Below are 24870 nucleotides of genomic sequence, written 5' to 3' on the forward strand. Positions count from 1 at the left end.
ACATTCTTCCCCGACGGTTACTGGCGAGCGACAGACTGCTGGTCACAGACCGACAGGAAGTTCTCGAACACTTCCTCGCCTTCTTCGGTGTGAGCGACCTCCGGATGCCACTGGACGCCGTATATCGCTTCGTCTGTGTTGCTCATCGCCTCGACGCCACAGACGTCGGAGGTCGCGGTCCGCTCGAATCCGGGCGGGACTTCCTTCACTTCGTCGGCGTGGCTGGCCCACACGCGCGTTTCGGGATACAACGAGCCCAGAAGCGGGTCGTCCTCGTCGAGGATGTCGACCGTCACGTCCGCGTAGCCGCCGTACTCGCCGCCGCCGACCCGGCCGCCGAGTTCGTCGGCGATGAGTTGCATCCCCAGACAGATACCGAGTACGGGAACGTCGAGGTCGAGGTACTCGGGGCAGTTCCCGATATCGTCCATGTCCGGGCCGCCCGAGAGGACGATGCCGTCGGCGTCGATTTCCTCCGGGGGTGTCGTGTTGTCCCTGAGCGAGACGTCGACACCCATGTCACGGAGCGCGCGTTGCTCCAGATGTGTGAACTGTCCGTGATTGTCGATAACGTCGATTCGGGTCATTACTGACGCGAAGGCTACGAAGGCGTATATATCTCCTGATGCGGTCGACGGATGGCTTCGTGTCCGGCTTCAGGGCCACTCTCGAAGGGTTTGGCGAATCTCGTCGATCACGGTTGGGCCACACAGTTCTAACGTCACGACATTGCCGTCGTCCGAGGTCGTGAGGTGTACCGCCCCGCCGTAACTCTCGACGATCCACGTCGTCAGCCACAGCCCGACACCCTTTGAGTGGCGCAGTTGCGTCTCAGCGCCGCTGTCGAGGACCTCCTGTTCGTGCTGTGGAATCGACGGACAGTTATCGCCGATATGCACGAACACGGTTCGGCCGTGCTCCTCGACGGAGACATACAGCGTCGGGGTTGCCTCACAGTGGACGACCGCGTTCTCGATGACGTTCTGTAACACCACGTCGAGCATCCAGTCGGCATACACTTTCGACTGGTCCGGGAGGTCGAGATCAACAGTCGTCTCCGGATACGATTGTGTGATCTTTTTCGCCTGTTCTCTGACGCATGGCACGAGGTCGATCGGTTGCTGTGCGCGATGGTCCGCGTCGAACGCGAACTCTATCTGTCTCGCCTTCTCCGTAGTGTCGATGATATCGTCGATAGTGTCGTTCAACTGTTCGACGTGTGCACGCGATTTGGGGTCACCACGCTCTGCCGTTTCCCGCTGTAGTTCGCCGAGGTGGCCGAGCGCGACGTTGAGATCGTTCCGGAGGTCGTGTCGAAGCACCCGAAACAACACCTCGTTGCTCTGGGCGAGTCGGCGTCGGGACCGCCGGAGTTCGAGTAGCCACCCGAACAAAATGCCGCCGAACCCGCCGACCGCAACCCCGCTTGCGAGTATCGACGGGACCATCGAGGACTGCGGTACCGGGGCGAGCAACACGACGATTTTGATGAGCGTAAACAGTGCGATACCGAGTCCACACCACTCTGCAGCGGTCCATATCTGGTCGCCGGACAGCCCACTCACCGGGAGCCAGTAGTTCGCCGCTACCAGAGCTAGCGCCGGTGTCAACCCCACGCTGAGGATGACCACGTCTATCGGGGACGGCCGGACGAGAGACATGCCGTGGGCGAGTAATGCGCCGGAAATCACGACGCCCGTCGCGACGACATATCCCGTCCCCAGCGACTGTTTCGTGAGCGCTGGAGAGGTCACTTTAGTAACTGGTTACGACGTGCCTACTTATCTGTGCGGCAGTAATTATCAAATAAGATATTCGGCGCGCCTACGAGTCGTCGTAGCGGTCGGCTGCCGATTCGAAGCCCAGTTCGGATTGCTCCTTAGAGCGGCGCTGTTCCCGCTGTGCGATGGCTTCCGGGTCCGGATTCACGTCGTCGTCGAGTCGCGCCCACGACTGGTGAATCTTCGCGTGACACCACCGGCAGAGAAAGACCGTTATTTCGTGTGATAGCTCGTCACCGCCTTCGCGGTACGAGAGGTGGTGTTCCTCTAGTAGCGGCTGCTCGTCGGAGTGGGCCATCCGCCGCTCTTCGAGTCCGCAGCGAACACACTCCCGGTCGTGGTTCCGGGAACGGAAATGCGGGCAGTCGGCCCAGTCCCACTCCGGCTCCGCGTCTGCGTCCGTGTCATCGGGCGCAATCGCCGCCGGACAGCGAAAGTTGTCGGCACTCCGTGCGTTGGCGAACTCGGGATCGTGGCGGCCGTGTTCGCGCGCCCAGCGGCACTTCCCTTCGCTGGTAACGAAGTCACACCGCTTCACATGGTCGTACGGGTCGTCGACGCCGACGGACGTTCCCCCGGGAGCCTTCTCCATATCATGTAGCCCGTGCCGTACCCCCTCAAACCCTCCGTTCCGACAGAAGCCTTTTTGCCCACCTACGACTTCCGCGGTGGTATGCGGCTCGTTCACGACCCCGATGGCGCGGCTCGCCCCCTCGCGACGGAGGTAGAGTACGCCGAGTCGATGCTCGAACAGGGCCGGGGGTTGATGTTCCGGGCATCGATCCCCGACGACTACGCGCTCGTCTTTCCCTTCGACCGCGCGAGCCGACAGTTCATCCATATGCTGTTCGTCCGGTTCCCGCTCGACGTGCTCTGGCTCGTCGACGAGGAGGTCCAGGCCGTCGAAACCCTGCACCCCTGGCGCTCGGTCGGCTACGCGAATGCGGACACTGTCATTGAGCTGCCCGGTGGCGCGGCGTCGGCTGTTTCTGAAGGTGACACGGTCCGTCTGGAATCCTGAATGCGACAGGCATGAGGTGTGGTAGTCAGTTCCGTCACCTTTTAGACCGTGAAGAGTAGAGTAGACACCACTATGTCGGAACACCCGACGGAGGATAGAGGAAGTCGCCGCGAGGCGGCTGGCCGCGAAATTCGTGGCGCGTGATGGAGCATCTTCTGTGAGTCAGAACACATTGTTCGAGGGGCACCCAGCGATGCGTGCGCTCTCAGATGTCGGTGAGGTACAGTTTCTCGACACGACACTGCGCGACGGTGAGCAAGCCCCCGGCGTCTCGCTGACGCCGGACGACAAGGCCGATATCGCCCGCTCGCTCAATGCGGCGCGTATCGATGTCATCGAGGCCGGAAGCGCCTGTACCGGCCCCGGCGAACGCGAGACGATTTCTCGCGTCGCGGGGCTCGACCTCGACAGCACTGTCACCAGCTTCTGTCGCGGTATCCAGAACGATATCGACCTCGCGCTCGACTGTGGTGTCGACGGCATCAACCTCGTCGTCCCGGCCAGTGACAAGCACGTGGAACAGAAGGTCGGCACCTCCAAGAGCGAAAACGTCGACAACACCGTCGAACTGGTGGAGTACGCCGTCGATCACGGGCTCTGGGTCGAGGTCATCGGCGAGGACGGCTCGCGAGCCGATCTGGACTACCTCGAAGAACTGCTCGGCGCTGCCGTCGAGGCCGGCGCGGACCGCATCTGCTGGGCCGACACTGTCGGCCACGCGACGCCGGACCGCGCGCTCGAATGCGTCTCACGGCTCTCTGATCTGGGTCCGGTCAGCACTCACACCCACGACGACTTGGGGCTCGCAGTGACGAACGCCCTGGTCTCCATCGCGGCAGGTGCAGACCTCGTCCACGGGACGATAAACGGTATCGGCGAGCGCGCCGGCAACGTCGCCCTCGAAGAGGTCGCCATCGCGCTCGACCACGGTTACGGCGTCGAATCGATGGACCTTACCGAGGTGTACGACCTCGCGCAACTCATCGCCAACCGGACCGGTATCCCGCTGGCTCCCAACAAGGCGGTCGTCGGCGAGAACGCCTTCACCCACGAGTCCGGTATCCACACCGACGGCACGCTCAAGGACGACTCGATGTACGAGCCGTACCCGCCGGAGAAGGTGGGCCGCGAACGCCGCCTGGCACTCGGCAAGCACGCGGGCCGGGCCGGTGTCAAGGCTGCACTCGACGAGCACGACGTCGAGGTCACCGATGATCAGCTCTCGGAGATCGTCAGCCGCGTCAAGGAGATCGGCGACCGCGGCAAGCGCGTCACCGATGCCGACCTGTTGACCATCGCTGACGAGGTGACCGGCGACGCGCGCGACCGACGGGTCGAACTGCTCGGCCTGACCGCCGTTTCCGGCTCCGATACGCCGACTGCAAGCGTCCGGCTCGCGGTCGACGGCGAGGAACGCAAGGAGGCAGCGGTCGGCTCCGGGCCGGTCGACGCCGCGATGAACGCCGCCGAGGTGGCACTGTCACACACCGCCGATGCGACGCTCGAAGACTACCACGTCGACGCTATCACCGGGGGGACGGACGCGCTCGTGACGGTCGAAATCGAGATGTCACGCGGCGACGACCACGTCGTCGTTTCCGCCAGCGACTCGGACATCACGCGAGCGTCCGTACGTGCGATGGTTGACGCGATGGACCGCCTCGTCGCCGACGACGAGGAACCGCTCGTCGCTGACGACTGACGGCACAGCATCCGTTTCAACTGATATTCCGTAGAATTAGACGCCAGTGTTCCCGTGGATGGGGTACGTTACTTGTATCCGCGGCTGGCTTCGTGGTACTGAAACACGGTTTCCATGCCCTGCACCAGCGCGTCCAGATCGACACTGTCCGTGTCGAACTTGCGATCACGAACGGATTGATAGATATCGGCCCACCGGTCTCGGAACCTAGCCTCGAACTGCTCGGCTTTGATTTTGTCGATGAGTTCGGCTTTCCCGTCGGGGTTTTCCAGTTCTTCGGGAGTGACGAACCCCTCTTGGAGGGCCAGCACGACGATTCCCGCGGTGTAGTCCCCTTCCTTGACCTCTCGTTCCCAGGTGGTGAGCCAGTTGCCGATGCGGGCCATCTCCTGCAGATCCCAGATGAGGTCCCGGACCGTGCCGTAATCGGCGAGTTTGAACTCCGGCGAATACATGAGGTCAACGGCCGCGTAGGGGAACATTACCATGTTATGTGCCCCATAGGTTTCGGCCCCGCTGAGGTTCGCAATCCGTGGGTTCTCGTTGACGACGGCGCTGTAGTCCATCGCGTTTAGCGTCTGTCGCATATCGTAGGTGAACACGTCGTAGAACTCGTCGACGCGCGGTGCGTCAGTCAGGCCGCCCTCGAACTCCCGCCACACACGCTGGATAAAGGAGAAGAAGTCATCGCTTACCGCCGCACGACTCGGGTTAACGGACGACGGGTCCTGCACGAGTCGTCGGGCCTCTTCGAAGGTGTCTCGGTCCCCGTCGTTCTCGACGATGTCGTCCAGAATCGTGACGTACATCGTGAGTATCGTCTTCTGTGTCCGGACGTGGTCGGCGTGATCCGGGTGGACAGAAGAGAGCGTGAACTCGGGGAACAGCGAGTAGATCCACTGCCAGAGGAACCGGTCACGCTCGCCACAGACCCGCTCGTACTCGTCTGCCAATTCTGTAACCCGTTCCGGAAGGCTGGTCGTCCGAACCTCTTCGAGGAGGTCCTGTGTCTCGACCGAGGGCGACTCAACGCTCATTGTGACTGTCCCCCAACGCTTGCACCCCGAACCTCGGCACAGCCAGCGGAATAATGCTCGATTAACTGAAATTTGGGTATTTCTACTTCTTTAGATTGATTGGTCACTGCCTCGATGCTCTTGCCCGACTGCGAGCCGGTTTCGATCAGTTGGCGTCCACGGTCCATATATTCGAGAGGCGAAGTTGCGCTTATAGTGGTACTGACGTGTGGGATGCTAGTAGTATACTATTAACAAAGCATTTGGTCGACTTTACTCCAATTTACGTACCAGTTTTTCAATTGCTACCGCAAAAGAAATATCTACTTACTGAAAAATACCGGCAGCATGTGAGATGAAGAGGAAAATAAGGTGACATTAATAGCTCTGTCATCGGCAATGCTACTCACAACAGAGAGTGCCAGCAGAACAGCCGCACGCGGAGCGCAGTTACGCTTCGAGTCCAGTTGCCGCCGAGACGTCGCGGGACGGTGTCACCAGCACCGAACGATTCCCTTCGACTTCGATACGACAGCCAGCCATACTGAACACGACTAGCCCGTCAGGACTCGGAGTGCCATCCGTATCGGGACGGAACAGCCGGTCCAGGGCATCAGGGTCGATACAGTCACTGATTCGGTCATCGAGGTCGACGGGGTCGACACCCAGTGTGTCGGCTACGGCGTGGACGATGGTTTCGCTCAGCGGTTCGTTGGGTGTCGGTCTGTAGACCAGTTTTGCCTGGGACATGGTTCGTCGCTGTTTATCCTTTGATGAGTGATTGAAAAGGTGATTGTGGCTATACAGATACAGCCCGCCGGACTGGTCACTAACACTATAGCGACGGCCTCAGCTATCGCCGAACACGAGTTCGAGCAGTTTTCGCTCGCTGACGCGGAGGTGCCGGTTGACCGTCGGCTGTGACACGTCCAGGCTGGACGCGATTTCCTGACCGGTTGTCTCCCGGGGCCAGTCGAAGAAGCCACTCAGATACGCTGTCTGGAGTACTTCGAGCTGTCTATCGGTGAGTTGCTCCTCCAGTGCTGACCGGACTGTACTGTCTCGCTGGCCATTGGACTGTGTGCCGTCACGGCGCGCGATCAGCGTGACGTCCGCATAGCGCTCGCCGAGTTGTTCGACGAACTGGCGAATATCGGTTTCGCCCGAAACGACAACTGTCACCGTGAGTCCGCCCGTCGACGTTCGGATCGTTTTCAACCGCCCGCCCTGTTCCAGTAGCGTCTCCGCGACGGTCTGGCCCGTCACGACGACCTCGTAAAGCCCGTCCAACTGGTCGGTCGAGATCGCTCGTGCGGTGTCGACACGAGCCATCGACAGCATCCGTTCCTTGACGACAGCCGGGTCACAGTCCGAGATAGCGAGGAAGAGACGGATCGCACCGTCGTTCCGCTGTACGGCCCCCTCACAGATGACCGGGACGCCGACCCGGTCTGAGAGGTGCGTCAGGAACGACTGCGGGGCCGACAGCGACAGTTCGAGTTCGACAGTCCCGTCGCCGGCCCGCCGCTGTCGGGACTCGACCTCCCGTATCGCGTTCGCGATGGTTTCACCGAGTTCGGTAAACACTTCTTGGAGCATCTCGTCGAACCCGTCTTCCTGCCCGGCGTACACCGTCAGGACGCCGTAGACGAAGTCGTCGTATTCGAGCGGGATGCTGAGCGCCGACTGGAACTCGCGGGAGAGCGCTTCCGTCCGCCAGTGATCGCCCCGAAGGTTGTCAGCCACCGACGGGACAATAGTCATCGCTTCGGACTGTGCAGTCTGGACGGCCGGCGGCCCGCCCTCGCGCTCAAGCGACAGCGAGATAGCGTCCAGATAGCTGGCGGTGTTGCCCGCCCAGGCTCTGGGAACGAGTTCCGTCGCGTCCTGTCGGCCGATCCAGGCGAAGGAGAACCACTGGGATTCGGCCAACTGGTCACACACCGCCTGTTCAATCTCCTCGGTGGTCTCCGCTTCGACGAGCACCTGATCGATCCGACGGATGATCGCGTTGACCTGCTTGAGCCGTCGCAGTTCGCGGTTCTGTTCGCGGCGCTCGGCCTCGCGTTCGCGGAGCGTCGTCTCGCGATCCACGCGCGCGAGCGCGGCTTCCGCGCTGGCGGCGAGCAGGTCCACCATCTCTCGGGTCCTGGCGTCGCTGTGTTGCTCGCCCAGTTCGATGTAGAACACGCCATGGTCTTCGAGCGGGAGGCAGAGCCGTTTCGCGTCGGTTGTGACCGGTCCCGCCCCAAGGTCGATGCGCTCGCCGGGGGCGACCTCGACGGCACTGTCCTGCACGAACACGTCCCACACTGTGCCCTCTCCCGGCCCGATTGACGCGCTTCGGTCCGCCTCGGTATCGCCGACGCTACGAAGGGTGTTGTCGCTTCGGTCGAACAGGTAGATCTCTACGCCGGGGAGTTCCAGCACGTCGACGGCCGTCTCGAGTATCTGTTCGGCTACGGCTGTCTTGGTTTCCGTGTGCAGCAGCTTTCTGGTCGACTCGTGCAGCGCCGCGAGCGTCTCCTCGAACCGCTTCCGGTCCGAGATGTCCCGAACGACGCCGACCTGCCGGTAGCTCCCGTCTTTGCGGTCGTATGTCGTGAACTTGGTCTCTATGGGGAGCGTGTCCCCGTCAGCGGTTCTGAGGTCCGTCGTCAGCGTCCCGACGTCGCGCTCGCCCTCGATGAACTGCCGCGACATCTCCGCTGCCTCCTCGATAACGGATTCGTCCGCCAGCAGCGTCGCGTTCGATCCGATCAGCGTGTCCTTGTCGTAGCCGGTCATCGACTCGACAGCGCTGTTGACCGTCTGCATCGTGAACCCTTCGTCGAGCGTGTAGATACCGTCCTCTATCGTCTCGACGATCCGCTCGTACTGCTCGAGCATCTCCGTCCGCTCGTGGCGCTCGGTGATGTCGTGGACGATTCCCAGATACAACTCCTCGCCGTCCCACTGCTGGGGCTCGAAGGAGATCTCGACCCACCGTTCCGTGTCGCCGACCGAACACGACGACGTCAGCGGTGATTCCGGTGACTGACTGCAGTGGGTTCCGAGGTCAATGTCACGGAGGTCCGGGAAGAGCTCAGCTATCTGGCTTCCAAACACGTCCGACGGGTCCGAGTCGAGGAGGTCACAGAGGTGATCGTTACCGGTCTGTATCTCCCCGTCTGCGGCGGTGACGACCACCGGTTCGGGCATTCGTGCGGCGAGTGTCTCCAACAGCACAGGGGGGGACTGCTGTGCCGGTGTGTCACGTGCCGCTTGTTCGTTCTCATCCGTTCCACCGACCGGCTTCTCCATACCGTTCCACGGCACTTGCCATGGGAAAGGTTGTTTTCAGTATACGTACCAGAACACGAAGAGTGCGTATTCGTTAGGTCCGGATACGGCTCAGTCGCTCCCGCTGCGTCGACTGGCGAGCTGAACCACGTCTTCGAGGCCGGACACGTCGTGGTCCGGCGTCACGTCGAGTCGGGTGTCGGTCCGGTGCGGACGACGGATGAACGCCGAGTCGATTCCAGCCCGGTGTGCTGCCTCGATGTCGGATTCGTTGTCGCCGACGAACAGGGCGTCGCTGACACCGAGGTCCTCCATCGCCCGCTCGATGTAGTACGGCTGCGGTTTCTTCCGATGGAGGCTCTCGACTGTCGGCTCGCGCGCCCAGACGGTGTCGAAGTAGTGGCCGATATTGAAGTGCTCAAAGGCGAAGGCGACGGTGTCGAGCTGATTCGAGGAAACCACACCCAGCGGACAGTCTAGCCGGTCGAGCACAGATACATCGGCGTAGGGCTGTTTCTCTCCAGCCCGGATAAGCGCCCGCTGCACCGCTGTCAGAGCCTCGTCACGAGCTCGGAAGAGCCGCTCGGGGTCGATATCGTACTGCGTACAGATGTCAGTGAGTTCGGGCACCGTCACGCCGATGCTCATCGCCTCGACGTGGGCTGTCGACGGCGAGACTACGCCCAGTTCCTCGAATGCCTGGCGCGCGCCGACGTAATGTGCATCCATGTCCGTCAGCGTCAGCAACACGCCGTCGTTGTCGAAGATGACCGACTCGTACCCCATCACGTAGTTTCAGGGCGGACAGACGCAGAAAGGTTTCGCGTCCTCACAGCCCAAGATCCTCGCTGCCACTCCCGCTTTGGTCGAACTGCTCCGGCGATCGCCCAGCCTCGTCGATAACATCGTCTGTCACGACGACCGGACAGTCTACTCGGAGGGCAATCGCGATGGCATCCGAGGGGCGAGCGTCAAACACCATGTCCTTGCGCCGGTCGTCGGTGTACTGCTCTGCGTCGATCTTCCCGTAGAATGTCCCGTCAGCCAAGTCGTCGATACGGACCCGGTCGATAGCTCCCCCGAACTCTGTCACCATCTCGACCAGCAGGTCGTGAGTGAGGGGGCGCTCGAAGGGTTCGCCGGCAATCGCCAGTTGCATCGATTGGGCCTGGTCCTTGCTGACGAAGATGGGGACGATCTCCTCGCGTGCACGGAGCAAGACGACCGGCGTGCCGCCCCCCTCTTCGTTGACCCCGACGCCGACCCCTTCGACCGTGGCATCGTGTTCCATGGACCAGTGTTGGGTTCGCGGGTATGAAAAGCTACCCCGGGGCGGTTTCAGCGGTCTGTCCTGTCCGTTATTCTTCGCTGACTCCGGATACGCTATCGCGACCGGACCGACCGTGCGACGCGCACGACAGCTATCCCGCCCAGCAGTCCAGTCTAGACGCGACGGAGTGGCGAGCGCCCGCTGAAGCGGAATTAAACCGAATTAAAACGGGCAGTAGATCGGCCAATTCGGATAAATTCGACTTAAATCGCCTTTTGGGCTTGCCCCCTTCATATGCCACTGGGCCAGAGAGACGAGCGGAGGCAACGATCAGAATGAAACTCACTACGATCGCCGGCGGCCTGCTTGCCGTGCTCGTCATCACGGGCTCGGCGGCGGCACTCCCCGGCGCAGCAGGCGCACAGGCCGACGACCATGCGGACAACGCACAGGCAGACAACGCTGCCGAGCAGGCGGCGAACGAAACAGCGAACGCAGCCGAGAACGAATCCGACGGCGCTACCGAGGCGGCTGACCGCCGCGGCCCGCCCGCTGATGCCGGTCAGGCAGGCGACCAGCGCGGCCCGCCGTCGGATCTCCCCGAACAGGTCCCTGACTTCGTCAGCGAGATCCACACGCTCATCGGGCAGAAGCAGGCCGGCGAACTCACGGGCGATCTGGGCGCACAGATCAGCGACCTGACGCCCGGTGACGAGAGCGACGCGACCGAGAACGAGACCGAATCGCCGTCTGAGAGTGGTGGCGCGGACGATGCTGCTGCGGAGTCGACTGAGGACGCGGATAAAGACGATGAGCAGTCCACCGACGACGACAGCGACGCGTAATCCCCCTGACCTGACGGCTCTTCACCTGCCGAGTAACCAAGCGCGGTTTTTTTGCTTGCTGAACTCTGAGTGATGGCTATGGATGACACCGCCGAGTCCAGCGTCCACGCTGGCGACGGAACCCGTGACCGCACGACGGCAGACCTACTTGCGGGTGACGAGGACTCGTCGGCGTCGGAATCGTCGGGTGAGATGAACCGGAAGCGGGCTCTCCTGTTCGTCTCGCCGTTTCTCGCTATCGGACTGTTCGATCTGGCCCTCCTACTTGGCTGGGGACTGGACCCGCTATGGGGGTTCATGATTCTCCCGCCGATACTGTTCGTCTCAGTGCTCGGCTGGATCGCCTTCCGAACCGGGTTTGCGAGCGACCGGACCGGGGATCCAGCCGTCGATAGCCACGACTGACGGTTCGCGGCGTCGATAGAACACCGAGTGACTGCCCGCTCCGGTGCGGGTCCCTATTCCTCGAACAGGTCGTCGACAGCGGCCCGGGCAGCAAGGGCAGCGTCGTCCGCGACCTGTGCCTCGTCCTGTCGACTGTCGGGCGCGTTGACGTACACGTCGACGTCCAAGACGCCGTCTTCGAAGGTGACAGTCACGTCGAGGTCCTCGACCGCGCTGACATCGTATCGCGAGAAGACAACGTCTTCGGCTGCGGTCGAGGCTGTCTCGACGACCTCATCGTCTGTCGGCATCGCCTTATGCGCCGCCAGCGCCGGGGCCGCCGGCCGGACCCGCGCCACCTGCGCCGCCGAGCATCTGCTGGAGCTCGCTCTGGAGATCTTCGAACTGCTCCTGCACGCGCTCTTCCTGCTTTTCGAGCGTTTCCACGCGGACTTCGAGGCTGTTGACCTTCTCTTCGAGGTCGTCCTGCGCCTCGTCGAACTCGGTCTTCACGAGGAGTTCGCCGACCTCGCGGTACATGGTCGAGTCCTCGTCGATGTCGTCGAGCTCGTCCAGCGCCGTCTGGGACTCCTGGAGCTCCGTCTCAGCCTGCTGTTTCTGTGCGGCGACCTGCTGTGCTGTCTCTTGAAGATCCTGCAGTTCCTCGAGCTTCTCCTGTGCTTCAGGCGGAAGATTACCCTGCATACCTCCAGAGTTGGGAGCCGGAGTGTTAAACCCATGCATCTAGCTCCGAACGATGGTGGCGGCATCCCGGCTCGCTCAGGGTCCGAAACGTCTGAAACCGGCGTATGTCGTCGGAATTGGCGGGCAGAGTCAGTACACGCACCGATAGCGGAATGACATGGGCCTGGGCCAATTTCTGATACCATGGCATTATACCGGTGTCGGGACACGGTACCCGAGTCGGCGTAACACGTTTGCGTCTCACAGCCTTTACTACGGTATGTCCCACCCGTCACCGGAGACAGCCGCTGACCCGGAGGAGTTGGTCGCTGCACTGCCGACTCCGCCGGCACCGTGGCAGCGAAGTGACGCCAACGGCGGCATCGTCGAATATCGGATTCCGGACGACGATGGCGTCTGTGCTGCGGCCAAACTCGTCGTTCGCCCCGAACTTTTCGACGACAGCGCGGTCCGGGTCGATAGAAAACAGGGGTGCAAAGACGTCGGAACGGGGCGACATCCAGATATCGAGAGCGCCGTCGACGCCGTTACCGCGGAACTGGCCGCCGCAGTCGGCGAATAGCTGTCGCGGCTATCTACGCTGGCCCGTCGGTCAGCCCGGCGACCGTGACGTACAGTCCGAACGTCGAGATGACCGTTCCGGCAAGCTGTGTTCCCGCAGTCGCCAGAAACCCGATATCCGTGTACAACAGCGGGGCGAGCATGAACCAGCCGCCGAAGATCGTCGTCAGGACAGCCGGTGGTAAACTCGGTTCGCCGGTCGCACGGAGCAGTTGGAGGTTTCGAACCGTAAAAACGAGTCCGAGAAGCCCGCTCGAAGTCACGCTCCCGGTAAACGCGGCGGTCGACCCGACGACGATCGGGAGCAGCGCACCGACGAGACAGCCCAGCACGCAGATGATAGCTGAAGCCACGAGGAACTGAGGCGCAGATTGTTGTGACACGATAGGAAGTACGGACGATATTTATTAGTTCCTTGTCCCGGCATAGATAGGCTGGCTCCGTCCCGGCTTCGGTCGATCTTATGCGACCTCACCGACTGCCCGCTCCCGCAGTTCCCCGGTCAGATGCATCCCGTGTTGATCGATCCGCCTGACAATCCGCTTCGCCTGGGTTGGTTTGAGGTACTTGTCCTCGATAGCGGCCCGGACCACGACGCCGAAACTGCTCGTCACCTCTGCGCCGAGGCCCTGCGCCATCCGGCGAACAGTGCGGTCCTCGGAGACGACAGCTACGGCGGAGCGGTCGTCGCTATCGCGGTGAGCTAACACGCCGGCGAGCACCGTCACGGCGGCTCCGAGGTCGGCGTCGCCCAGCAGGGACCTGGCCTGGTCAATATGGTCCTCGTCGACGCCGGTGTCGATGCCGTTCTCGCGGTATTCAGCCAGGTTCGTCGCGGTCGGCTCAACGTGCACCTCGTCGATGACTGGCTCTGGGATGACGATCTCGCCGTCAAAGGCGTCCAGCAGCGACAGCTCCCCTACCTGCCCCAGCGAGTACAGCGCCGTCGGCCCGACGTAGATGCGAGTCATAGCTCCGCGGCCGTGTCGGCATCGAGCTCCAGATCGGACAGCTCAAGCTGTGTCGTCAGGTTACGCTCGCGGGCCACGTCGAGCCACTCCGCGATGGAGAGATCAGCGAGCTGTGCGGCTTCGGCCGCCGACACGTCGCCGGACTGATACTGCTCGACGGCGACGCGGAGTCGAAGCGTCTCCAGTCCCTCCCGGAGGGCCTTTCGAATCGTGGTCGACCGGTCCTCAGAGAGCAACTCGGCGACGTCGTCCAGTTCATCTTTCTCTTCACTTGGGAGTCGCGCGCTTATTGTCGGCATGTTTGCACAGTCATCCGCCGTAAACACACATCAAACTACGGGTCGGAGAACCGCCTGTCGGTCGTCTGAAACTCTGTACGGAGAGAACGTCCGACAGCCTGTGTGGCCGGAGCGGCCGATCACCAATCCTTAACGCCACCGGGTCCCACGGAGAGGCAATGAGCGACGAAGCACACGCGTTCGTTCCCGGTCACATCACGGGCTTTTTTACCGTTGACCGGGGCGATGACCCGATCGAGACCGGCTCTCGCGGGGGCGGACTGGCCCTGTCTGACGGTGTTTCTGTTACCGTCAGCCGCGGGGCTGAAACCGAGATAACGCTGAACGGCGAGCCGATTGAGGTGGAGGCCGTCGAGCGAGTGCTGGACGCCCTGCGAACCACGGCGACTGTCACCGCCGAAACGCCGCTCCCGCTCGGGTCCGGTTTCGGCGTCTCCGGCGGACTGGCACTCGGCACGGCGCTGGCGGCCAACGCCGTCTTCGGCCATGGACTCTCGTACAACGAACTGGTGACCATCGCCCACGGCGCGGAAGTTCAGGCCGGTTCGGGCCTCGGCGACGTCGTCGCGCAGGCTCGCGGCGGCGTGCCGCTCCGCCTCGAACCCGGTGGGCCGCAGTTCAACTACCTCGACGCCATTCCAGCCCGGAGCCGCGTCGAGTACGTCACGCTCGGCGAGCTATCGACGGCGGACGTGGTCGGCGGCGACACGGAGACACTGACGGCCGCCGGAGAGCGCGCGCTCTCTACCGTGGTCAAAGAGCCGAAGCTCTCGACGTTCATGCAGGCCGCCCGGCAGTTCTCCCGTGAAGCGGACCTGCTGACGCCGGAGGTCAAGGCGGTCATCGATGACGTGGCCGAAGCCGGCGGTGACGCCGCGATGGCAATGCTCGGTGAGACGGTGGTCGCGCTCGGGACTGGCCTCTCCGACGCCGGCTACGACGCTGCTGTCTGTGCCATCTACCCGCCGGGCGCGACCATCGAAGACGAGGGCTGAATCTGTCGTTGCGTAAGATGTGAACCGTCTCGCTTATCAGCACGGACCCGTAGCCACAGCTATGGACTGTCGGCAGTGTGCCACGCCGCTCGACCGACCGGGCGACTACTGCCTGGTCTGTCACACTGCCAATACGGACGCCGCCGTCCTCGAACTCGACCGTGAGCGGGCGACGGTGACCTCGCTGCTGGACGGAGCAGTCGTCGGCCAGCGGACGGTGACGACGACGCCGGAGGGCGATGGAAGCGACGAAACAGTTGTCGTCGAACTGCGGAACTTCGCCGGCCTCGTCGCGGACGAGGTACGACGAAAACGGCCGGAGGAAGTGTACGTCACGGGCGACCGCGACGTTATCGCCGCCGTCCGCCCACAACTGCACTACGAGTTCTTCCGCGTTGAGGGCGACGACCCGGTTCAGCGGGTCATCGACCGCCAGGGCGAGCCCGCGCTCGAAGTGGTCGACGCCGCGCCGGCGGAGAAACTGGGCGGGAGCCACTCGACGCTCATCGGCGGCCGGTCGGGCCAGCGGGTCATCCAGACCGTTGCCGGCCACCCCCACGTCAAGAAGGTTATTCCCGGTCCCATCGACGCTGGCGGCGCGAGCTCGCCGACGGGCGTCCGGGCGAAGGCGACCCGCGCCGACGCCAACGGCAACGTCCGGGTGCTCATCCGCGACGGCTCCAGCGTGCAGGAGAACCGCGTCGTCACGACGGCCGGCGACCGCGAACTCGGCGAACACGTCCGGGCAGATCTGAACGAGGCACTCAAGGAAGCCGAACTGCAGGAGTAGCCGGCCAGTGGCTCGGCCGCTATGTCTCGGTCCCGGCGGCTCAAACTTGTACTGGCTGGCCCCGCGTATACCACCAAGCGACGACCGCGATGAAACCGTTCAACACCATCGAAGCGGCGAGCAGCAACCGATTAGAGAAGAGGAACCAGCCGCCACTGAGCAACAGAAACACCGCTGCAAGCCCCCAGAACACGTCTTGGTGCGAAATCTCCATACAGGGACCTGTTGGCGGTGAATAAAGAGCCGATTGGTTCCAGCGTTAGGCAACTATAACACCAGCAACGAGCACCGCGGCCACCGCGACACCGACGACACCAGTCCGGTGAACAGCCGGTAACGCTGTTCGAACGTCAAGGACCATCGGGAGCGCATGGAGCGCGGCGAGCGCCAGATAGCCGGCTGGGGTGACAAGCGGATACGCTACCGCCCCGACGGTCAACAGACCGAGCCCGACGACGCCCGCACCCAGATAGCCGCGCCCGCGAGCGGGCTGGCCAGCCCCTTCGAGAACGCCACCGGTCCAACAGTAGCCGACGGTTGTCGATGCCACCCACGCGTGCCAGAACGCCAGTTGCCCGGGCACGACACCGAGGAGGCCGCCGACGGTCAACGCCATCGCAGTGGTGTTGACCGTCCCCCAGGCGAGCATCGCGTCGGAGAAGCGGACGGAGTCCGGCGCGTGCAGAACCGTCAGGCCGATGAAGCCGCCGATCAGGACGACCCACAGCGCCGTGGCGAGCAGCGCGCCGACAGCGCGGTCCGACCACGCAATCGCCTGCGTGCCACCCCAGCCGAACAGACCCGCCGCTGCGCCCGAAAGCAAGAACTCCGAGGCGGTAAGCCGCCCGCTCGTGGCCGGTGCGACCCGTTGGAGGTGACTACGGAGTTCGTCGAGCACTGCCATCGCTTGCTGGTTTGCCCGCCTCCCTCTTGAGTTGTGTCGCCGTGGGGTCATCGGGAACCGAATCTCGAAGGCCTTATGTGGCCGCTCGGCGGACAACAGACCACTATGGCTAGCAAGAGCGGAAAGACCGGCAGCTCGGGCCGTTTCGGCGCTCGCTACGGTCGCGTGTCCCGACGCCGCGTTGCGGAGATTGAATCGGAGATGAACGAGGACCACGCCTGTCCGAACTGCGGCGAAGACCGCGTCGACCGCCAGGGCACGGGCATCTGGCAGTGCAGCTACTGTGACTACAAGTTCACCGGCGGCAGCTACAAGCCGGAGACGCCTGGCGGCAAGACTGTTCGACGCTCCATTCGGGCCGCACTGTCCGAAGACGAGGAGTAAAGGACCTCCATCCCTATCTCTCAGCTATGAGCTACAAGTGTTCACGCTGTAAGCGCGACGTGACGCTGGACGAGTACGGCGGCGTTCGCTGCCCGTACTGCGGACACCGCGTCCTGCTGAAGGAGCGGTCGCCCGACGTCAAAGAGATCAACGTCAACTAAGGCAGTCGGGACGCGGCCGACAGTCGACGGCCGACTGCGCCACGTTGCACGCGGCTTTTCTGGGGCAGTCCGGCAACCGATGCGATACCCCAAACAGCATGACTGCACCACATCAGACCTCCCTCACCGCCGAATACGATAGCGCTGACCGGGCTTGCGCCATCGAGCGAAGCATCCGTCCCGAAATCGACGATATCGAGGGCGACCGGACGACGGCGCGGCTCAGCCGGAATGGACGGCAGGTCGAACTCGCTGTTGAGGCGGCCGACCTCGTCGCACTACGGGCCGGCATCAACACATGGCTGACGCTGCGTGGTGTTGCCGAGGACGCTCTCGCAGGACATTCGTGAAGACAGCGGCGCGGCAGTCAAGCGTTACTTCCGGTAGCGGTCCGGGACGTGGCCTGCAATCGATTCGGGAACGTTGCCGAACACGACCGGGGCAAGGGCTGCCAGTCGACGACGCAGGAGCCCGTAGGTCACGCCGGTGAGGAGGGCCGCGGCGACGGCCCACCGGAACGGCCCGTCCAGAACGAGGAACAGCGGCGCACCGACGAGTACCATCAGCCCCACGTCCGCGGGCGAACCGTCGTACAGTATCCATCGCTTCGGCGACCGCCATCGGCCGCGGACGTGGTCGTACACGGCGCGCTCGGACGTGGCCTCCCACGGACGGAGTTCGAGACCGCCGCCGTACCGGTCCATCCGGCAGTGGAGGGCAGCGCCCATCAGAACGAAGGTGAGCGCAACGAGCAGTGGTGTCTGGAGGATGGCGGCGAACCCAGCAGCCGGGACAACCGCGAGCGTGTACCCGCTGGGGTAATGCAGCGTGCGCCGGTGGCCCGAGTACAGGTCGAGGTCGGGCAGGACGCCACCGACGAGGCCGCCCGCGAGCGCGACCGCGGCGTGGTCTGGCGCAAGGACGAGCAGCGGTGTCGCAATGGCGAGCCCCGCTATCGCGTGCGTCGGCAGCATCATATACCTGTGTAAGGGCCTGTTAGTGGTATAAACACGTCGCTGGGTTTATTCGCCGTCGTGTCCCAGTTGAACGCAATGACGGATGGGTCCGAGCGTCCCGAGGGCAGCCTCGGGAACATCGACCTCGACGACACGTTCGAGAAGCTCTTCCGCGATGGGCGAACAAACGCACTCATCGCGTGGCTGTTCGTCGCGATTCTCACGGCTGTGTTCGTCGAAAGCGTCCTCGATATCGACTATCAGTGGATACTGCTCGTCGGTGTCGTGGGCGCTGTCGTGCTTGTCCCCCCAGTCGCCTACCGCGAGTGGCGCGTCATGCTGCCCTGGGAACTGCTCTTTCTCGCCTGCCTGCCGATCTTGGTCCGCGGCCTCGTCGGCGGGACGGTCGGGACCTTTGCCACGTATCTCTCGTTGGCAGCACTGTCGCTGCTCGTTATCGTGGAACTGCATATGTTCACTGAACTGGAAGTCACACACTGGTTTGCCGTCTGTCTCGTCGTCCTGACGACGCTCGCCGCCGTGGCGGCCTGGACAGTGTTCCGGTGGAACGCCGACCGGTTTCTCGGAACGTCGTATCTCACGACCAACGAGGCGCTGATGACCGAGTGGCTGTACGTCACCCTCGCTGGACTCGTCGCAGGTGTGTTGTTCGATGGCTACTTCAGACGACGGGACCGCCGCCTCTGGCGCGTCATCAGACGTATGGTGCGACGATGAGGCTGCCCCGGCCGTCGATGCGGAACCAGCGGCGGGTCACCCGCGCGATGCAACTCGTCTTGCTCGGGCTGGTCGGCTACGGCATTGTCACCGGCCGGCCGAAGCCGATTACGAACGGCAGTGTCGGCCTGCTCGTGACGTTCCTCCCCGCAGTGATGCGGCGAAACTACAATCTCGCGCTGGACCCGTGGCTCGCCCTCTGGATCACGACCGCGGTGTTTCTGCACACGCTCGGGTCGGCCGGGCTCTACGGACAGATCGGCTGGTGGGACCACCTCACCCACGCGATGTCAGCCTCGCTCATCGCCGCGTTCGGGTACACGACGGCCCGGACTATCGACCTCCACAGCGATTCGATTCACATTCCCAACCGCGTCTTCTTCGTGTACATCTTCGTCGTCGTGCTCTCCTTCGGGGTGATCTGGGAACTGTTCGAGTTCGCACTCGATATCGTCGCCGCCGAAACGGGTCTCACAATGCCGCTGGCGCAACACGGTCTCGACGACACAGTTCGGGACACGATGTTCAATTCACTCGGGGCGCTGCTGGTCGCGGCGTTCGGACAGGCCCATCTCACCGACGTCGCCGAAACTCTCCGGGAGCGGCTGCTCGTTGTCGACTGATCTCAGGTGTTCCGCTGGGTTCGATGGCCGGGATACCAGCTAGCGAGGATATGTGGCCGAGCACAGTACACAATCAGCCCGAGCGTTTTGTGTCCGATAGGCCACGACAGGAGCCGTGGCACTCCCGACTGTCTGGCCACTGTGACTGCCGAACGTGTGATCTGACCGTCCGGACATAACTGTCGCCGCCGAACAGTTATTACGTCTCAGCAAAGTGATTGAACAGCATACCAGGGTGATGATTGGAAACGACCTCGACAACATCGCGTTTGCGGGAGCGAGACAGACCGACGCTGCCAGCCGAGAGATCGAAGTCGTGTATCTCGATTCCGACCCGACGGCACGAGAGCAAATACACGAGGGGCTGGCGGACCACGACGCTGAGATAGCGGTGACGAGCGTGGCAACAACAGATGCCGCCTTGGAGGCCGCCGCGTCGACGGATGTCTCCTGTCTCGTCCTCGACCCGACCGGGCTGGGCGATATCCCGGCTGCACTGGTGTCGAACGACCGCTACCCGGTCGTCCTCTACACCGACGCCACTCCGCCAAACAGCGTTGCGACTGTCTTCGACGACGCAGAGACAATCGTCACAAAACAGGGGGACGGACAGCTGCGGCTGCTGGCGGAGAAGGTCGTCGGCGTCGCATCAGCGTCAGTCGATCGGACCGAGTCCGCCCTCCGAGATGCAGTGTCCGGAATCGAATCGCGTGCAGAAGCGAACGAAATCGCCATCCTACTGTCGGATGACGGGTCGGTACAGTGGTCGAGCGAAGCGGTGTCGGCGTTCGTCTCCGGTCTCGACGACACTGTCGAGGTCGAGGATTTTTACGACACCATGGCTGGGGCACTTCCTGATACGCCCAGCGGCCGTCGGCAGCGACAGCGACTACGGGACTCTCCGACCGAATCGGTTGCTATCCGGGTTCCGGGAAACGACCGCGATCAGTGTCTTCTTCGACGTGGGTACGAGCTACCGGACGTAGCTGGTGGGCTCACGCTCGTCCTGCTGCGAGACATCACCGAAACTGCTCGGCGTGGCGCTCGCATGGCGCTGCTTGATCTTCTCGTCGAGCGAGCACAGGACGGGCTCTACACGCTTGATGAACGCGGCGTCATTGGTTTCTGTAACGATTCGTTTGCGGCGACCCTCGGGTACGAGGCAGATGACCTGTGCGGCAAACACATCTCAGCAGTCCTTGCACCCGGTGAACTTCCGAAGGGACAGGCGGCTGTCGAAGAGCTACTCGAAGCACCTGAACAGGGGAGCACGACCGTCGACCTGACGTTTCGCCGGAAAGACGGTGCCGAACGGGAGTTCTCATTCAACCACACACTGACTCGCGACGACGCCGGCAACTACAACGGGGTCATCGGCGTCGCACGGGATGTTACGGAGCGAAATCGTCGTGAGCGAGAGTACCAGGAGATGATGGAGCGATTTAACTTTGCACTTGAGGGCGCGGAACTCGGCGTCTGGGACTGGAATCCCAAAACCAACGATGTCACCTTCGACGAGCGCTGGACTGGAATGCTCGGTTACACTACGGCCGAACTGGAGCCACACTACGAGACGTGGGCTGACCTCGTCCATCCAGACGACCTCGACCGAGCGGAACAGGCGCTCGAGGAACTGAAAGACGGAGAGACCGACCTGTATCAGTGCGAGTTCCGAATGCGGACGAAAGACGGGGACTGGCGATGGATCCGGGACATCGGCAAAGTGTTCGAATGGAACGACGGCGAGGCGATCAGGGCAGTCGGAATCCACCAGGATATCACTGAAGAGCGGAAACGCCAGAACGCAATCGAACGACAGCGTGACGAGCTGGTAACGCTTGACCGGGTTAACGTTCTGGTTCAGGATCTCGTCCGTGCGCTGGGAGCGACGACAACGCAGGACGAACTCGCCGTGACAGTATGCGACCGGATCGTCGAGTCTGAGCTGTGGGATCTGGCCTGGATCGGTGAGCGATCCGGGGTCAACGACAACCTCACTCCAACGGCGGTCGCCGGCGGCGATGAAGGGTGTTTTGATAGCATTACCAGTGACAATCAGACCGACTCCAGTCCGGGTGAAACGGCGCTTCGGACGGGAACAATTCAGACAACGACAATTAAATGCGGGTCCGAAGTCACGTCAGGGGAAGGGACTGGGAATGACCGCGGAACCCGCTCTATTGCGGCGATTCCAATCGTTCACAGCGACATAGTCCACGGAGTCCTGTGTGTGTGTACCGACCAGCCAGATGCGTTCACCACACGTGTCGAGGAGAGTTTCGCCGTCCTCGGAGAGATGCTCGGCTTCGCGTTCACGGCTGTCCAGAACCGGCGGCTGCTTTCCCACGACAAGATTCTCGAACTGACTTTCGAATCGCAAAACGCTGATACGCCCCTCGTCTCGGCGGCGAACGCATGCGGTTGCCGAATCGAGGCCGTCGGATCCGTCGATATCGGCCCGGCCCATCTGCTGTATCTCGCTGTCGATGGAGGACCAATTGATGCAGTCTCGGAACAACTTCGCTCTCACGAGGACGTTCTCGACTCGCGGGTCGTTTGTACAGATGACGACGGTGGTGTCCTTGAACTGCAGGTGACGGAAACCATCCAGTCTCTCCTGCTGGATGTCGGCGCTCGCCGCCAAACGCTGGTCGCAGAGGAAGGGGCACTTTCGGTAACGGTTGAGGCACCACTCGACGCTGATTCCCGAACAATACAGGAGGCACTCGCTGTCTGTACGTCTGACTTTACACTGACGGCGAAACAGGAGCGTGAACAGGCAAACGACGTACTCGACGCCGAATCGGACCCGCGTGATCACCTGACTGATCGCCAGCAAGAAGTCCTTCGCACGGCGTTTCTAGCCGGGTACTACGCGTGGCCACGAGATACGAACGCAGAGCAACTCGCGGCTACGCTTGATATCGCCTCGTCGACACTCCTCCAGCATCTCCGGCGGGCAGAACGGAACCTCATTGCTGCTATTTTTGATATCTAGTCGTGTAGTATAGTTGTATTGTTGGGTGATTCATACCTGTGTCTCGGACACTACCTAGTAATCTAGGCGTGTGATTGATGATTACTGCGGCAGTTAATTTATTGCGCACAAATGAGTAACCAAAGGAATGCTGGGCCACAAAGTGACCAGTGGTGTGGGATGAGGCCGTCAGACAGGACACTGTCTACGGCAGATGTAGATAACGTGTTCGAGGTTTTGGCTGACTGGCGGCGCCGTGCCGTCTGTCACTACTTTACGAGCGCTGACCAGACGGCCGCTGACGTTGGGGCGCTCGCATCGGCAATCTCGGAGCTGGGGGGCACGAGCACGGTCGATGCAGCAGATACGTCACCCTCGACTATCCAAACACAACTGGAAGAGGAGCACCTGCCAGTGCTCCATCGGATCGGACTCATCGACTACGACGAGCGAAGCGGCGCAGTGAAGTACTGGGGATCGCCTACTGTTGAAAAGTGGGCCGATCACGCGGCGGCTGTCACGCAGCAGACCGATTTCTGACCGATCGGCGGGCCGCATCTGGGGGGATGTGGGCCGACGAAGCCGCTACTCCTTTTTAAGCGCGGTCCGAACGCTGGAGCATGGACCTCCCGCCAGTCGGGCTCGGCACGATGGGTATCGAAGACGAGGCTGTCGTTCGGACAGCGATCGACTGTGGGTACCGCCATCTCGACACCGCGCAGATCTATGACAACGAGCGCACTGTCGGTGCGGGTATCGCCTCCGCCGAAACCGACCGGGTCGACCTAACCGTCGCGACGAAGCTCTGGATCGATGCACTCGGGGCGACCGCCGTCCGTCCAGCGACGGAAGCGAGCCTCGACCGACTCGGCCTCGACGCCATCGATCTGCTGTACATCCACCGCCCACGTGGGGACTACGACCCAGAAACGACGCTACCCGCCGTCGAGGCCCTGCGCGAGAGAGGACTGACTGAGCACGTCGGGCTCTCGAACTTCGACCCGGACCAGTTGGCTGTCGCGCGCGACCACCTCGATGGGATTGCTGCACATCAGGTCGAGTTCCATCCACTGTTCTGGCGCGAACCGCTGCTCGCTGACGCCCAGAAACACGGCTACCCGCTGGTCGCGTACGCACCGCTGGCCGGCGGTCGCGTCTTCGAGAACCCGACCATCGTCGACATCGCTGACCAGCACAACACGTCGCCGGCCGCTGTCAGCATCGCCTGGGTGACCAGCTACGAAAACGTCGTCACGATTCCAAAAGCCTCCTCCCGATCCCATCTCGAAGCCAACCTCGCTGCTGCCGACCTAGAGCTGACCGACGCCGAAATTGCGCGCATCGAGGCCATCGAGCGTGAAGAAGAGCTGTTCCCGGAGTGAGTCGCCCGGTCGCTAGCGAGCCGGCAGGCGTGGTCTGAGGCTGTTTAGCACGGTGATTCCACCCTCGTGTCCGGGACTGGCCCGGCCCTTCCGAAACCCGAATCCAACATCGGATACCGATACCGTTTGGCTACGCGTCTTTAAGTGCTCTCTTCGTAGTTAGCATACATGACAGCTGCCAGTACCACTGCAACGACAATGCTTCAGGCGACACAAGCAGACGTACTTCAGGAGATACAGTCGAATTTTCTCCTGAACTCATCGATCTGGGTGAACATCGCGCTGGCGGGCGTCGTCATCCTCCTGTTCGTCGCGATGGGTCGAGACATCGAGTCGCCCCGCGCGAAACTCATCTGGGTCGCGACGATGTTGGTCCCGCTGGTCTCGATTTCCAGCTACGCCGGGCTGGCCTCCGGGCTGACGGTCGGGTTTCTGCAGATGCCGCCGGGCCACGCCCTCGCCGGCCAAGAGGTCCTGTCACCGTGGGGCCGCTACCTGACGTGGACGTTCTCGACACCGATGATTCTCCTGGCGCTGGGCCTGCTGGCTGACACCGACATCGCGTCGCTGTTCACCGCCATCACGATGGACATCGGGATGTGTGTGACCGGCCTTGCCGCCGCGCTGATCACCTCGTCACACCTGCTGCGCTGGGTGTTCTACGGCATCAGTTGCGCGTTCTTCGTCGCGGTCCTGTACGTCCTGCTTGTCCAGTGGCCGGCCGACGCAGAAGCTGCCGGGACGAGCGAGATATTCGGGACGCTCAAGATTCTTACCGTGGTGCTGTGGCTCGGCTACCCGATCCTGTGGGCGCTGGGTTCCGAGGGCGTTGCCCTCCTGAGTGTCGGCGTCACCTCGTGGGGCTACTCCGGGCTGGACATCCTCGCGAAGTACGTCTTCGCCTTCCTGCTCCTGCGCTGGGTTGCCGCCAACGAAGGCACTGTCTCGGGGTCCGGAATGAGTATCGGCTCCGGCGGTGCTGCGCCCGCAGACGACTGAGTCCCGTGCCGTGACGTGAGCAGTATTCACCCTGCTTGCGTATTCTCGGTCGTATTCTGGCTGCTCTCCACCCTGCCCGCACAGTAGCAGATGCAGAAAAAATAAGCTATGTCGCCCAAGTGAC

The 24870-nt window shown here is 62.5% G+C and carries 32 protein-coding genes; 16 read left to right on the plus strand and 16 right to left on the minus strand.

Annotated elements, in window-relative coordinates:
* Window positions 1-17 precede the first annotated feature (17 nt).
* The 3 genes from C443_RS17120 to C443_RS17130 all read right to left on the minus strand — a co-directional run bounded on the left by C443_RS17120 (window position 18) and on the right by C443_RS17130 (window position 2373).
* The gene (locus C443_RS17120; RefSeq protein WP_004517046.1) at window positions 18-587 is read right to left on the minus strand and encodes a GMP synthase subunit A; all 570 of its coding nucleotides are present in this window, start codon (window positions 585-587) and stop codon (window positions 18-20) included.
* Window positions 588-656: 69 nt separating this feature from the next.
* Window positions 657-1754, minus strand: a complete 1098-nt coding sequence (locus C443_RS17125; RefSeq protein ID WP_005537953.1) for an ATP-binding protein — start codon at window positions 1752-1754, stop codon at window positions 657-659.
* Between the two features lie 70 nt (window positions 1755-1824).
* Complete coding sequence (locus tag C443_RS17130; RefSeq protein ID WP_005537954.1) at window positions 1825-2373, minus strand: DUF7097 family protein; 549 nt, start codon at window positions 2371-2373, stop codon at window positions 1825-1827.
* A gap of 81 nt (window positions 2374-2454) precedes the next feature.
* On the opposite strand from C443_RS17130, the gene C443_RS17135 reads away from it, so the two are divergent.
* Together C443_RS17135 and C443_RS17140 are read left to right on the plus strand one after the other, a co-directional pair.
* Entirely contained in the window at window positions 2455-2802 is a 348-nt protein-coding gene (locus tag C443_RS17135; protein ID WP_005537955.1) for a DUF192 domain-containing protein, read from the plus strand.
* Window positions 2803-2995: 193 nt separating this feature from the next.
* Window positions 2996-4504 (plus strand): (R)-citramalate synthase, encoded by a 1509-nt coding sequence (locus tag C443_RS17140; protein ID WP_005537956.1) that lies wholly within the window; start codon window positions 2996-2998, stop codon window positions 4502-4504.
* Window positions 4505-4572: 68 nt separating this feature from the next.
* On the opposite strand, the gene C443_RS17145 is transcribed toward C443_RS17140, so the two are convergent.
* The 5 genes from C443_RS17145 to C443_RS17165 form a co-directional block, all read right to left on the minus strand.
* Entirely contained in the window at window positions 4573-5541 is a 969-nt protein-coding gene (locus C443_RS17145; protein ID WP_005537957.1) for a terpene synthase family protein, read from the minus strand.
* Window positions 5542-5970: 429 nt separating this feature from the next.
* Entirely contained in the window at window positions 5971-6270 is a 300-nt protein-coding gene (locus C443_RS17150; RefSeq protein ID WP_005537958.1) for a HalOD1 output domain-containing protein, read from the minus strand.
* Between the two features lie 99 nt (window positions 6271-6369).
* Complete coding sequence (locus C443_RS17155) at window positions 6370-8823, minus strand: PAS domain S-box protein (protein WP_005537959.1); 2454 nt, start codon at window positions 8821-8823, stop codon at window positions 6370-6372.
* 90 nt (window positions 8824-8913) lie between these two features.
* A complete protein-coding gene (locus tag C443_RS17160; protein ID WP_005537960.1) occupies window positions 8914-9588 on the minus strand; it encodes an HAD family hydrolase in 675 nt (224 codons plus the stop codon).
* 43 nt (window positions 9589-9631) lie between these two features.
* Window positions 9632-10093 (minus strand): bifunctional nuclease family protein, encoded by a 462-nt coding sequence (locus C443_RS17165; RefSeq protein ID WP_005537961.1) that lies wholly within the window; start codon window positions 10091-10093, stop codon window positions 9632-9634.
* A 314-nt stretch (window positions 10094-10407) separates the two neighbouring features.
* Here C443_RS17165 and C443_RS17170 point away from each other — a divergent pair, with 314 nt between their 5' ends.
* Both C443_RS17170 and C443_RS17175 read left to right on the plus strand, forming a co-directional pair.
* Window positions 10408-10917: a hypothetical protein gene (locus C443_RS17170; RefSeq protein WP_005537962.1), complete on the plus strand. Its 510-nt coding sequence runs from the start codon at window positions 10408-10410 to the stop codon at window positions 10915-10917.
* Window positions 10918-10995: 78 nt separating this feature from the next.
* Window positions 10996-11322, plus strand: a complete 327-nt coding sequence (locus C443_RS17175) for a hypothetical protein (protein ID WP_005537964.1) — start codon at window positions 10996-10998, stop codon at window positions 11320-11322.
* A 53-nt stretch (window positions 11323-11375) separates the two neighbouring features.
* Here C443_RS17175 and C443_RS17180 read toward each other — a convergent pair whose 3' ends face one another.
* Complete coding sequence (locus C443_RS17180; protein WP_005537965.1) at window positions 11376-11612, minus strand: hypothetical protein; 237 nt, start codon at window positions 11610-11612, stop codon at window positions 11376-11378.
* A 4-nt stretch (window positions 11613-11616) separates the two neighbouring features.
* On the minus strand, window positions 11617-12006 hold the full coding sequence (locus C443_RS17185) for a prefoldin subunit beta (RefSeq protein ID WP_005537966.1): 390 nt from the start codon (window positions 12004-12006) through the stop codon (window positions 11617-11619).
* A 259-nt stretch (window positions 12007-12265) separates the two neighbouring features.
* On the opposite strand from C443_RS17185, the gene C443_RS17190 reads away from it, so the two are divergent.
* Window positions 12266-12568 (plus strand): hypothetical protein, encoded by a 303-nt coding sequence (locus C443_RS17190; protein WP_005537968.1) that lies wholly within the window; start codon window positions 12266-12268, stop codon window positions 12566-12568.
* A gap of 13 nt (window positions 12569-12581) precedes the next feature.
* Here C443_RS17190 and C443_RS17195 read toward each other — a convergent pair whose 3' ends face one another.
* The 3 genes from C443_RS17195 to C443_RS17205 all read right to left on the minus strand — a co-directional run bounded on the left by C443_RS17195 (window position 12582) and on the right by C443_RS17205 (window position 13837).
* Entirely contained in the window at window positions 12582-12899 is a 318-nt protein-coding gene (locus C443_RS17195; protein WP_005537970.1) for a hypothetical protein, read from the minus strand.
* A 129-nt stretch (window positions 12900-13028) separates the two neighbouring features.
* Complete coding sequence (locus C443_RS17200; RefSeq protein WP_005537971.1) at window positions 13029-13538, minus strand: hypothetical protein; 510 nt, start codon at window positions 13536-13538, stop codon at window positions 13029-13031.
* Window positions 13535-13837 carry a UPF0175 family protein gene (locus C443_RS17205; protein ID WP_004517029.1) on the minus strand — a complete coding sequence of 101 codons (303 nt, stop codon included), beginning with the start codon at window positions 13835-13837 and terminating at the stop codon, window positions 13535-13537. Before C443_RS17205 ends, C443_RS17200 begins: the two co-directional genes overlap by 4 nt.
* A 158-nt stretch (window positions 13838-13995) precedes the next feature.
* Between C443_RS17205 and C443_RS17210 the strand changes: the two genes are divergently transcribed.
* The gene (locus C443_RS17210; RefSeq protein ID WP_005537972.1) at window positions 13996-14832 is read left to right on the plus strand and encodes a pantoate kinase; all 837 of its coding nucleotides are present in this window, start codon (window positions 13996-13998) and stop codon (window positions 14830-14832) included.
* A gap of 61 nt (window positions 14833-14893) precedes the next feature.
* Window positions 14894-15622, plus strand: a complete 729-nt coding sequence (locus C443_RS17215) for a DUF2103 domain-containing protein (RefSeq protein ID WP_005537973.1) — start codon at window positions 14894-14896, stop codon at window positions 15620-15622.
* Window positions 15623-15662: 40 nt separating this feature from the next.
* On the opposite strand, the gene C443_RS21520 is transcribed toward C443_RS17215, so the two are convergent.
* Both C443_RS21520 and C443_RS17220 read right to left on the minus strand, forming a co-directional pair.
* Entirely contained in the window at window positions 15663-15836 is a 174-nt protein-coding gene (locus C443_RS21520; RefSeq protein WP_160163362.1) for a hypothetical protein, read from the minus strand.
* Window positions 15837-15881: 45 nt separating this feature from the next.
* Entirely contained in the window at window positions 15882-16526 is a 645-nt protein-coding gene (locus tag C443_RS17220) for a hypothetical protein (protein ID WP_005537974.1), read from the minus strand.
* A gap of 75 nt (window positions 16527-16601) precedes the next feature.
* On the opposite strand from C443_RS17220, the gene C443_RS17225 reads away from it, so the two are divergent.
* The 3 genes from C443_RS17225 (at window position 16602) to C443_RS17235 (ending at window position 17421) form a co-directional block, all read left to right on the plus strand.
* The gene (locus C443_RS17225; RefSeq protein ID WP_004591489.1) at window positions 16602-16910 is read left to right on the plus strand and encodes a 50S ribosomal protein L37ae; all 309 of its coding nucleotides are present in this window, start codon (window positions 16602-16604) and stop codon (window positions 16908-16910) included.
* A gap of 26 nt (window positions 16911-16936) precedes the next feature.
* Window positions 16937-17071, plus strand: a complete 135-nt coding sequence (locus C443_RS17230; protein ID WP_004517024.1) for a DNA-directed RNA polymerase subunit P — start codon at window positions 16937-16939, stop codon at window positions 17069-17071.
* Between the two features lie 98 nt (window positions 17072-17169).
* Window positions 17170-17421 carry a KEOPS complex subunit Pcc1 gene (locus C443_RS17235; protein WP_005537975.1) on the plus strand — a complete coding sequence of 84 codons (252 nt, stop codon included), beginning with the start codon at window positions 17170-17172 and terminating at the stop codon, window positions 17419-17421.
* A gap of 24 nt (window positions 17422-17445) precedes the next feature.
* Here C443_RS17235 and C443_RS17240 read toward each other — a convergent pair whose 3' ends face one another.
* Window positions 17446-18048 carry a metal-dependent hydrolase gene (locus tag C443_RS17240; RefSeq protein ID WP_005537976.1) on the minus strand — a complete coding sequence of 201 codons (603 nt, stop codon included), beginning with the start codon at window positions 18046-18048 and terminating at the stop codon, window positions 17446-17448.
* Between the two features lie 75 nt (window positions 18049-18123).
* Between C443_RS17240 and C443_RS17245 the strand changes: the two genes are divergently transcribed.
* From C443_RS17245 to hop, 6 genes are all read left to right on the plus strand, one after another.
* Entirely contained in the window at window positions 18124-18765 is a 642-nt protein-coding gene (locus C443_RS17245; protein WP_005537977.1) for a hypothetical protein, read from the plus strand.
* A 17-nt stretch (window positions 18766-18782) separates the two neighbouring features.
* A complete protein-coding gene (locus C443_RS17250) occupies window positions 18783-19388 on the plus strand; it encodes a hypothetical protein (protein WP_005537978.1) in 606 nt (201 codons plus the stop codon).
* 238 nt (window positions 19389-19626) lie between these two features.
* Window positions 19627-22386, plus strand: coding sequence for a PAS domain S-box protein (locus C443_RS17255; protein WP_005537979.1), 2760 nt, complete (start codon window positions 19627-19629; stop codon window positions 22384-22386).
* Between the two features lie 159 nt (window positions 22387-22545).
* Entirely contained in the window at window positions 22546-22905 is a 360-nt protein-coding gene (locus tag C443_RS17260) for a DUF7344 domain-containing protein (RefSeq protein ID WP_049944117.1), read from the plus strand.
* Between the two features lie 80 nt (window positions 22906-22985).
* Window positions 22986-23747 (plus strand): aldo/keto reductase, encoded by a 762-nt coding sequence (locus C443_RS17265; RefSeq protein ID WP_005537981.1) that lies wholly within the window; start codon window positions 22986-22988, stop codon window positions 23745-23747.
* A gap of 168 nt (window positions 23748-23915) precedes the next feature.
* Entirely contained in the window at window positions 23916-24746 is an 831-nt protein-coding gene (gene hop / locus C443_RS17270) for a halorhodopsin (protein ID WP_049944118.1), read from the plus strand.
* Window positions 24747-24870 lie beyond the last annotated feature (124 nt).

The organism is Haloarcula argentinensis DSM 12282, assembly GCA_000336895.1.
GTDB classification, from domain to species: domain Archaea; phylum Halobacteriota; class Halobacteria; order Halobacteriales; family Haloarculaceae; genus Haloarcula; species Haloarcula argentinensis.

Bases quoted from the DNA above. Each gene is read 5' to 3' on its own strand.
- C443_RS17120 (WP_004517046.1), bottom strand. From the start codon at position 587: ATGACCCGAATCGACGTTATCGACAATCACGGACAGTTCACACATCTG.
- C443_RS17130 (WP_005537954.1), bottom strand. From the start codon at position 2,373: ATGGAGAAGGCTCCCGGGGGAACGTCCGTCGGCGTCGACGACCCGTAC.
- C443_RS17135 (WP_005537955.1), top strand. From the start codon at position 2,455: ATGCGGCTCGTTCACGACCCCGATGGCGCGGCTCGCCCCCTCGCGACG.
- C443_RS17140 (WP_005537956.1), top strand. From the start codon at position 2,996: ATGCGTGCGCTCTCAGATGTCGGTGAGGTACAGTTTCTCGACACGACA.
- C443_RS17145 (WP_005537957.1), bottom strand. From the start codon at position 5,541: ATGAGCGTTGAGTCGCCCTCGGTCGAGACACAGGACCTCCTCGAAGAG.
- C443_RS17150 (WP_005537958.1), bottom strand. From the start codon at position 6,270: ATGTCCCAGGCAAAACTGGTCTACAGACCGACACCCAACGAACCGCTG.
- C443_RS17155 (WP_005537959.1), bottom strand. From the start codon at position 8,823: ATGGAGAAGCCGGTCGGTGGAACGGATGAGAACGAACAAGCGGCACGT.
- C443_RS17160 (WP_005537960.1), bottom strand. From the start codon at position 9,588: ATGGGGTACGAGTCGGTCATCTTCGACAACGACGGCGTGTTGCTGACG.
- C443_RS17165 (WP_005537961.1), bottom strand. From the start codon at position 10,093: ATGGAACACGATGCCACGGTCGAAGGGGTCGGCGTCGGGGTCAACGAA.
- C443_RS17170 (WP_005537962.1), top strand. From the start codon at position 10,408: ATGAAACTCACTACGATCGCCGGCGGCCTGCTTGCCGTGCTCGTCATC.
- C443_RS17175 (WP_005537964.1), top strand. From the start codon at position 10,996: ATGGATGACACCGCCGAGTCCAGCGTCCACGCTGGCGACGGAACCCGT.
- C443_RS17180 (WP_005537965.1), bottom strand. From the start codon at position 11,612: ATGCCGACAGACGATGAGGTCGTCGAGACAGCCTCGACCGCAGCCGAA.
- C443_RS17185 (WP_005537966.1), bottom strand. From the start codon at position 12,006: ATGCAGGGTAATCTTCCGCCTGAAGCACAGGAGAAGCTCGAGGAACTG.
- C443_RS17190 (WP_005537968.1), top strand. From the start codon at position 12,266: ATGTCCCACCCGTCACCGGAGACAGCCGCTGACCCGGAGGAGTTGGTC.
- C443_RS17200 (WP_005537971.1), bottom strand. From the start codon at position 13,538: ATGACTCGCATCTACGTCGGGCCGACGGCGCTGTACTCGCTGGGGCAG.
- C443_RS17205 (WP_004517029.1), bottom strand. From the start codon at position 13,837: ATGCCGACAATAAGCGCGCGACTCCCAAGTGAAGAGAAAGATGAACTG.
- C443_RS17210 (WP_005537972.1), top strand. From the start codon at position 13,996: ATGAGCGACGAAGCACACGCGTTCGTTCCCGGTCACATCACGGGCTTT.
- C443_RS17215 (WP_005537973.1), top strand. From the start codon at position 14,894: ATGGACTGTCGGCAGTGTGCCACGCCGCTCGACCGACCGGGCGACTAC.
- C443_RS21520 (WP_160163362.1), bottom strand. From the start codon at position 15,836: ATGGAGATTTCGCACCAAGACGTGTTCTGGGGGCTTGCAGCGGTGTTT.
- C443_RS17220 (WP_005537974.1), bottom strand. From the start codon at position 16,526: ATGGCAGTGCTCGACGAACTCCGTAGTCACCTCCAACGGGTCGCACCG.
- C443_RS17225 (WP_004591489.1), top strand. From the start codon at position 16,602: ATGTGGCCGCTCGGCGGACAACAGACCACTATGGCTAGCAAGAGCGGA.
- C443_RS17230 (WP_004517024.1), top strand. From the start codon at position 16,937: ATGAGCTACAAGTGTTCACGCTGTAAGCGCGACGTGACGCTGGACGAG.
- C443_RS17235 (WP_005537975.1), top strand. From the start codon at position 17,170: ATGACTGCACCACATCAGACCTCCCTCACCGCCGAATACGATAGCGCT.
- C443_RS17240 (WP_005537976.1), bottom strand. From the start codon at position 18,048: ATGATGCTGCCGACGCACGCGATAGCGGGGCTCGCCATTGCGACACCG.
- C443_RS17245 (WP_005537977.1), top strand. From the start codon at position 18,124: ATGACGGATGGGTCCGAGCGTCCCGAGGGCAGCCTCGGGAACATCGAC.
- C443_RS17250 (WP_005537978.1), top strand. From the start codon at position 18,783: ATGCGGAACCAGCGGCGGGTCACCCGCGCGATGCAACTCGTCTTGCTC.
- C443_RS17255 (WP_005537979.1), top strand. From the start codon at position 19,627: ATGATTGGAAACGACCTCGACAACATCGCGTTTGCGGGAGCGAGACAG.
- C443_RS17260 (WP_049944117.1), top strand. From the start codon at position 22,546: ATGAGGCCGTCAGACAGGACACTGTCTACGGCAGATGTAGATAACGTG.
- C443_RS17265 (WP_005537981.1), top strand. From the start codon at position 22,986: ATGGACCTCCCGCCAGTCGGGCTCGGCACGATGGGTATCGAAGACGAG.
- hop (WP_049944118.1), top strand. From the start codon at position 23,916: ATGACAGCTGCCAGTACCACTGCAACGACAATGCTTCAGGCGACACAA.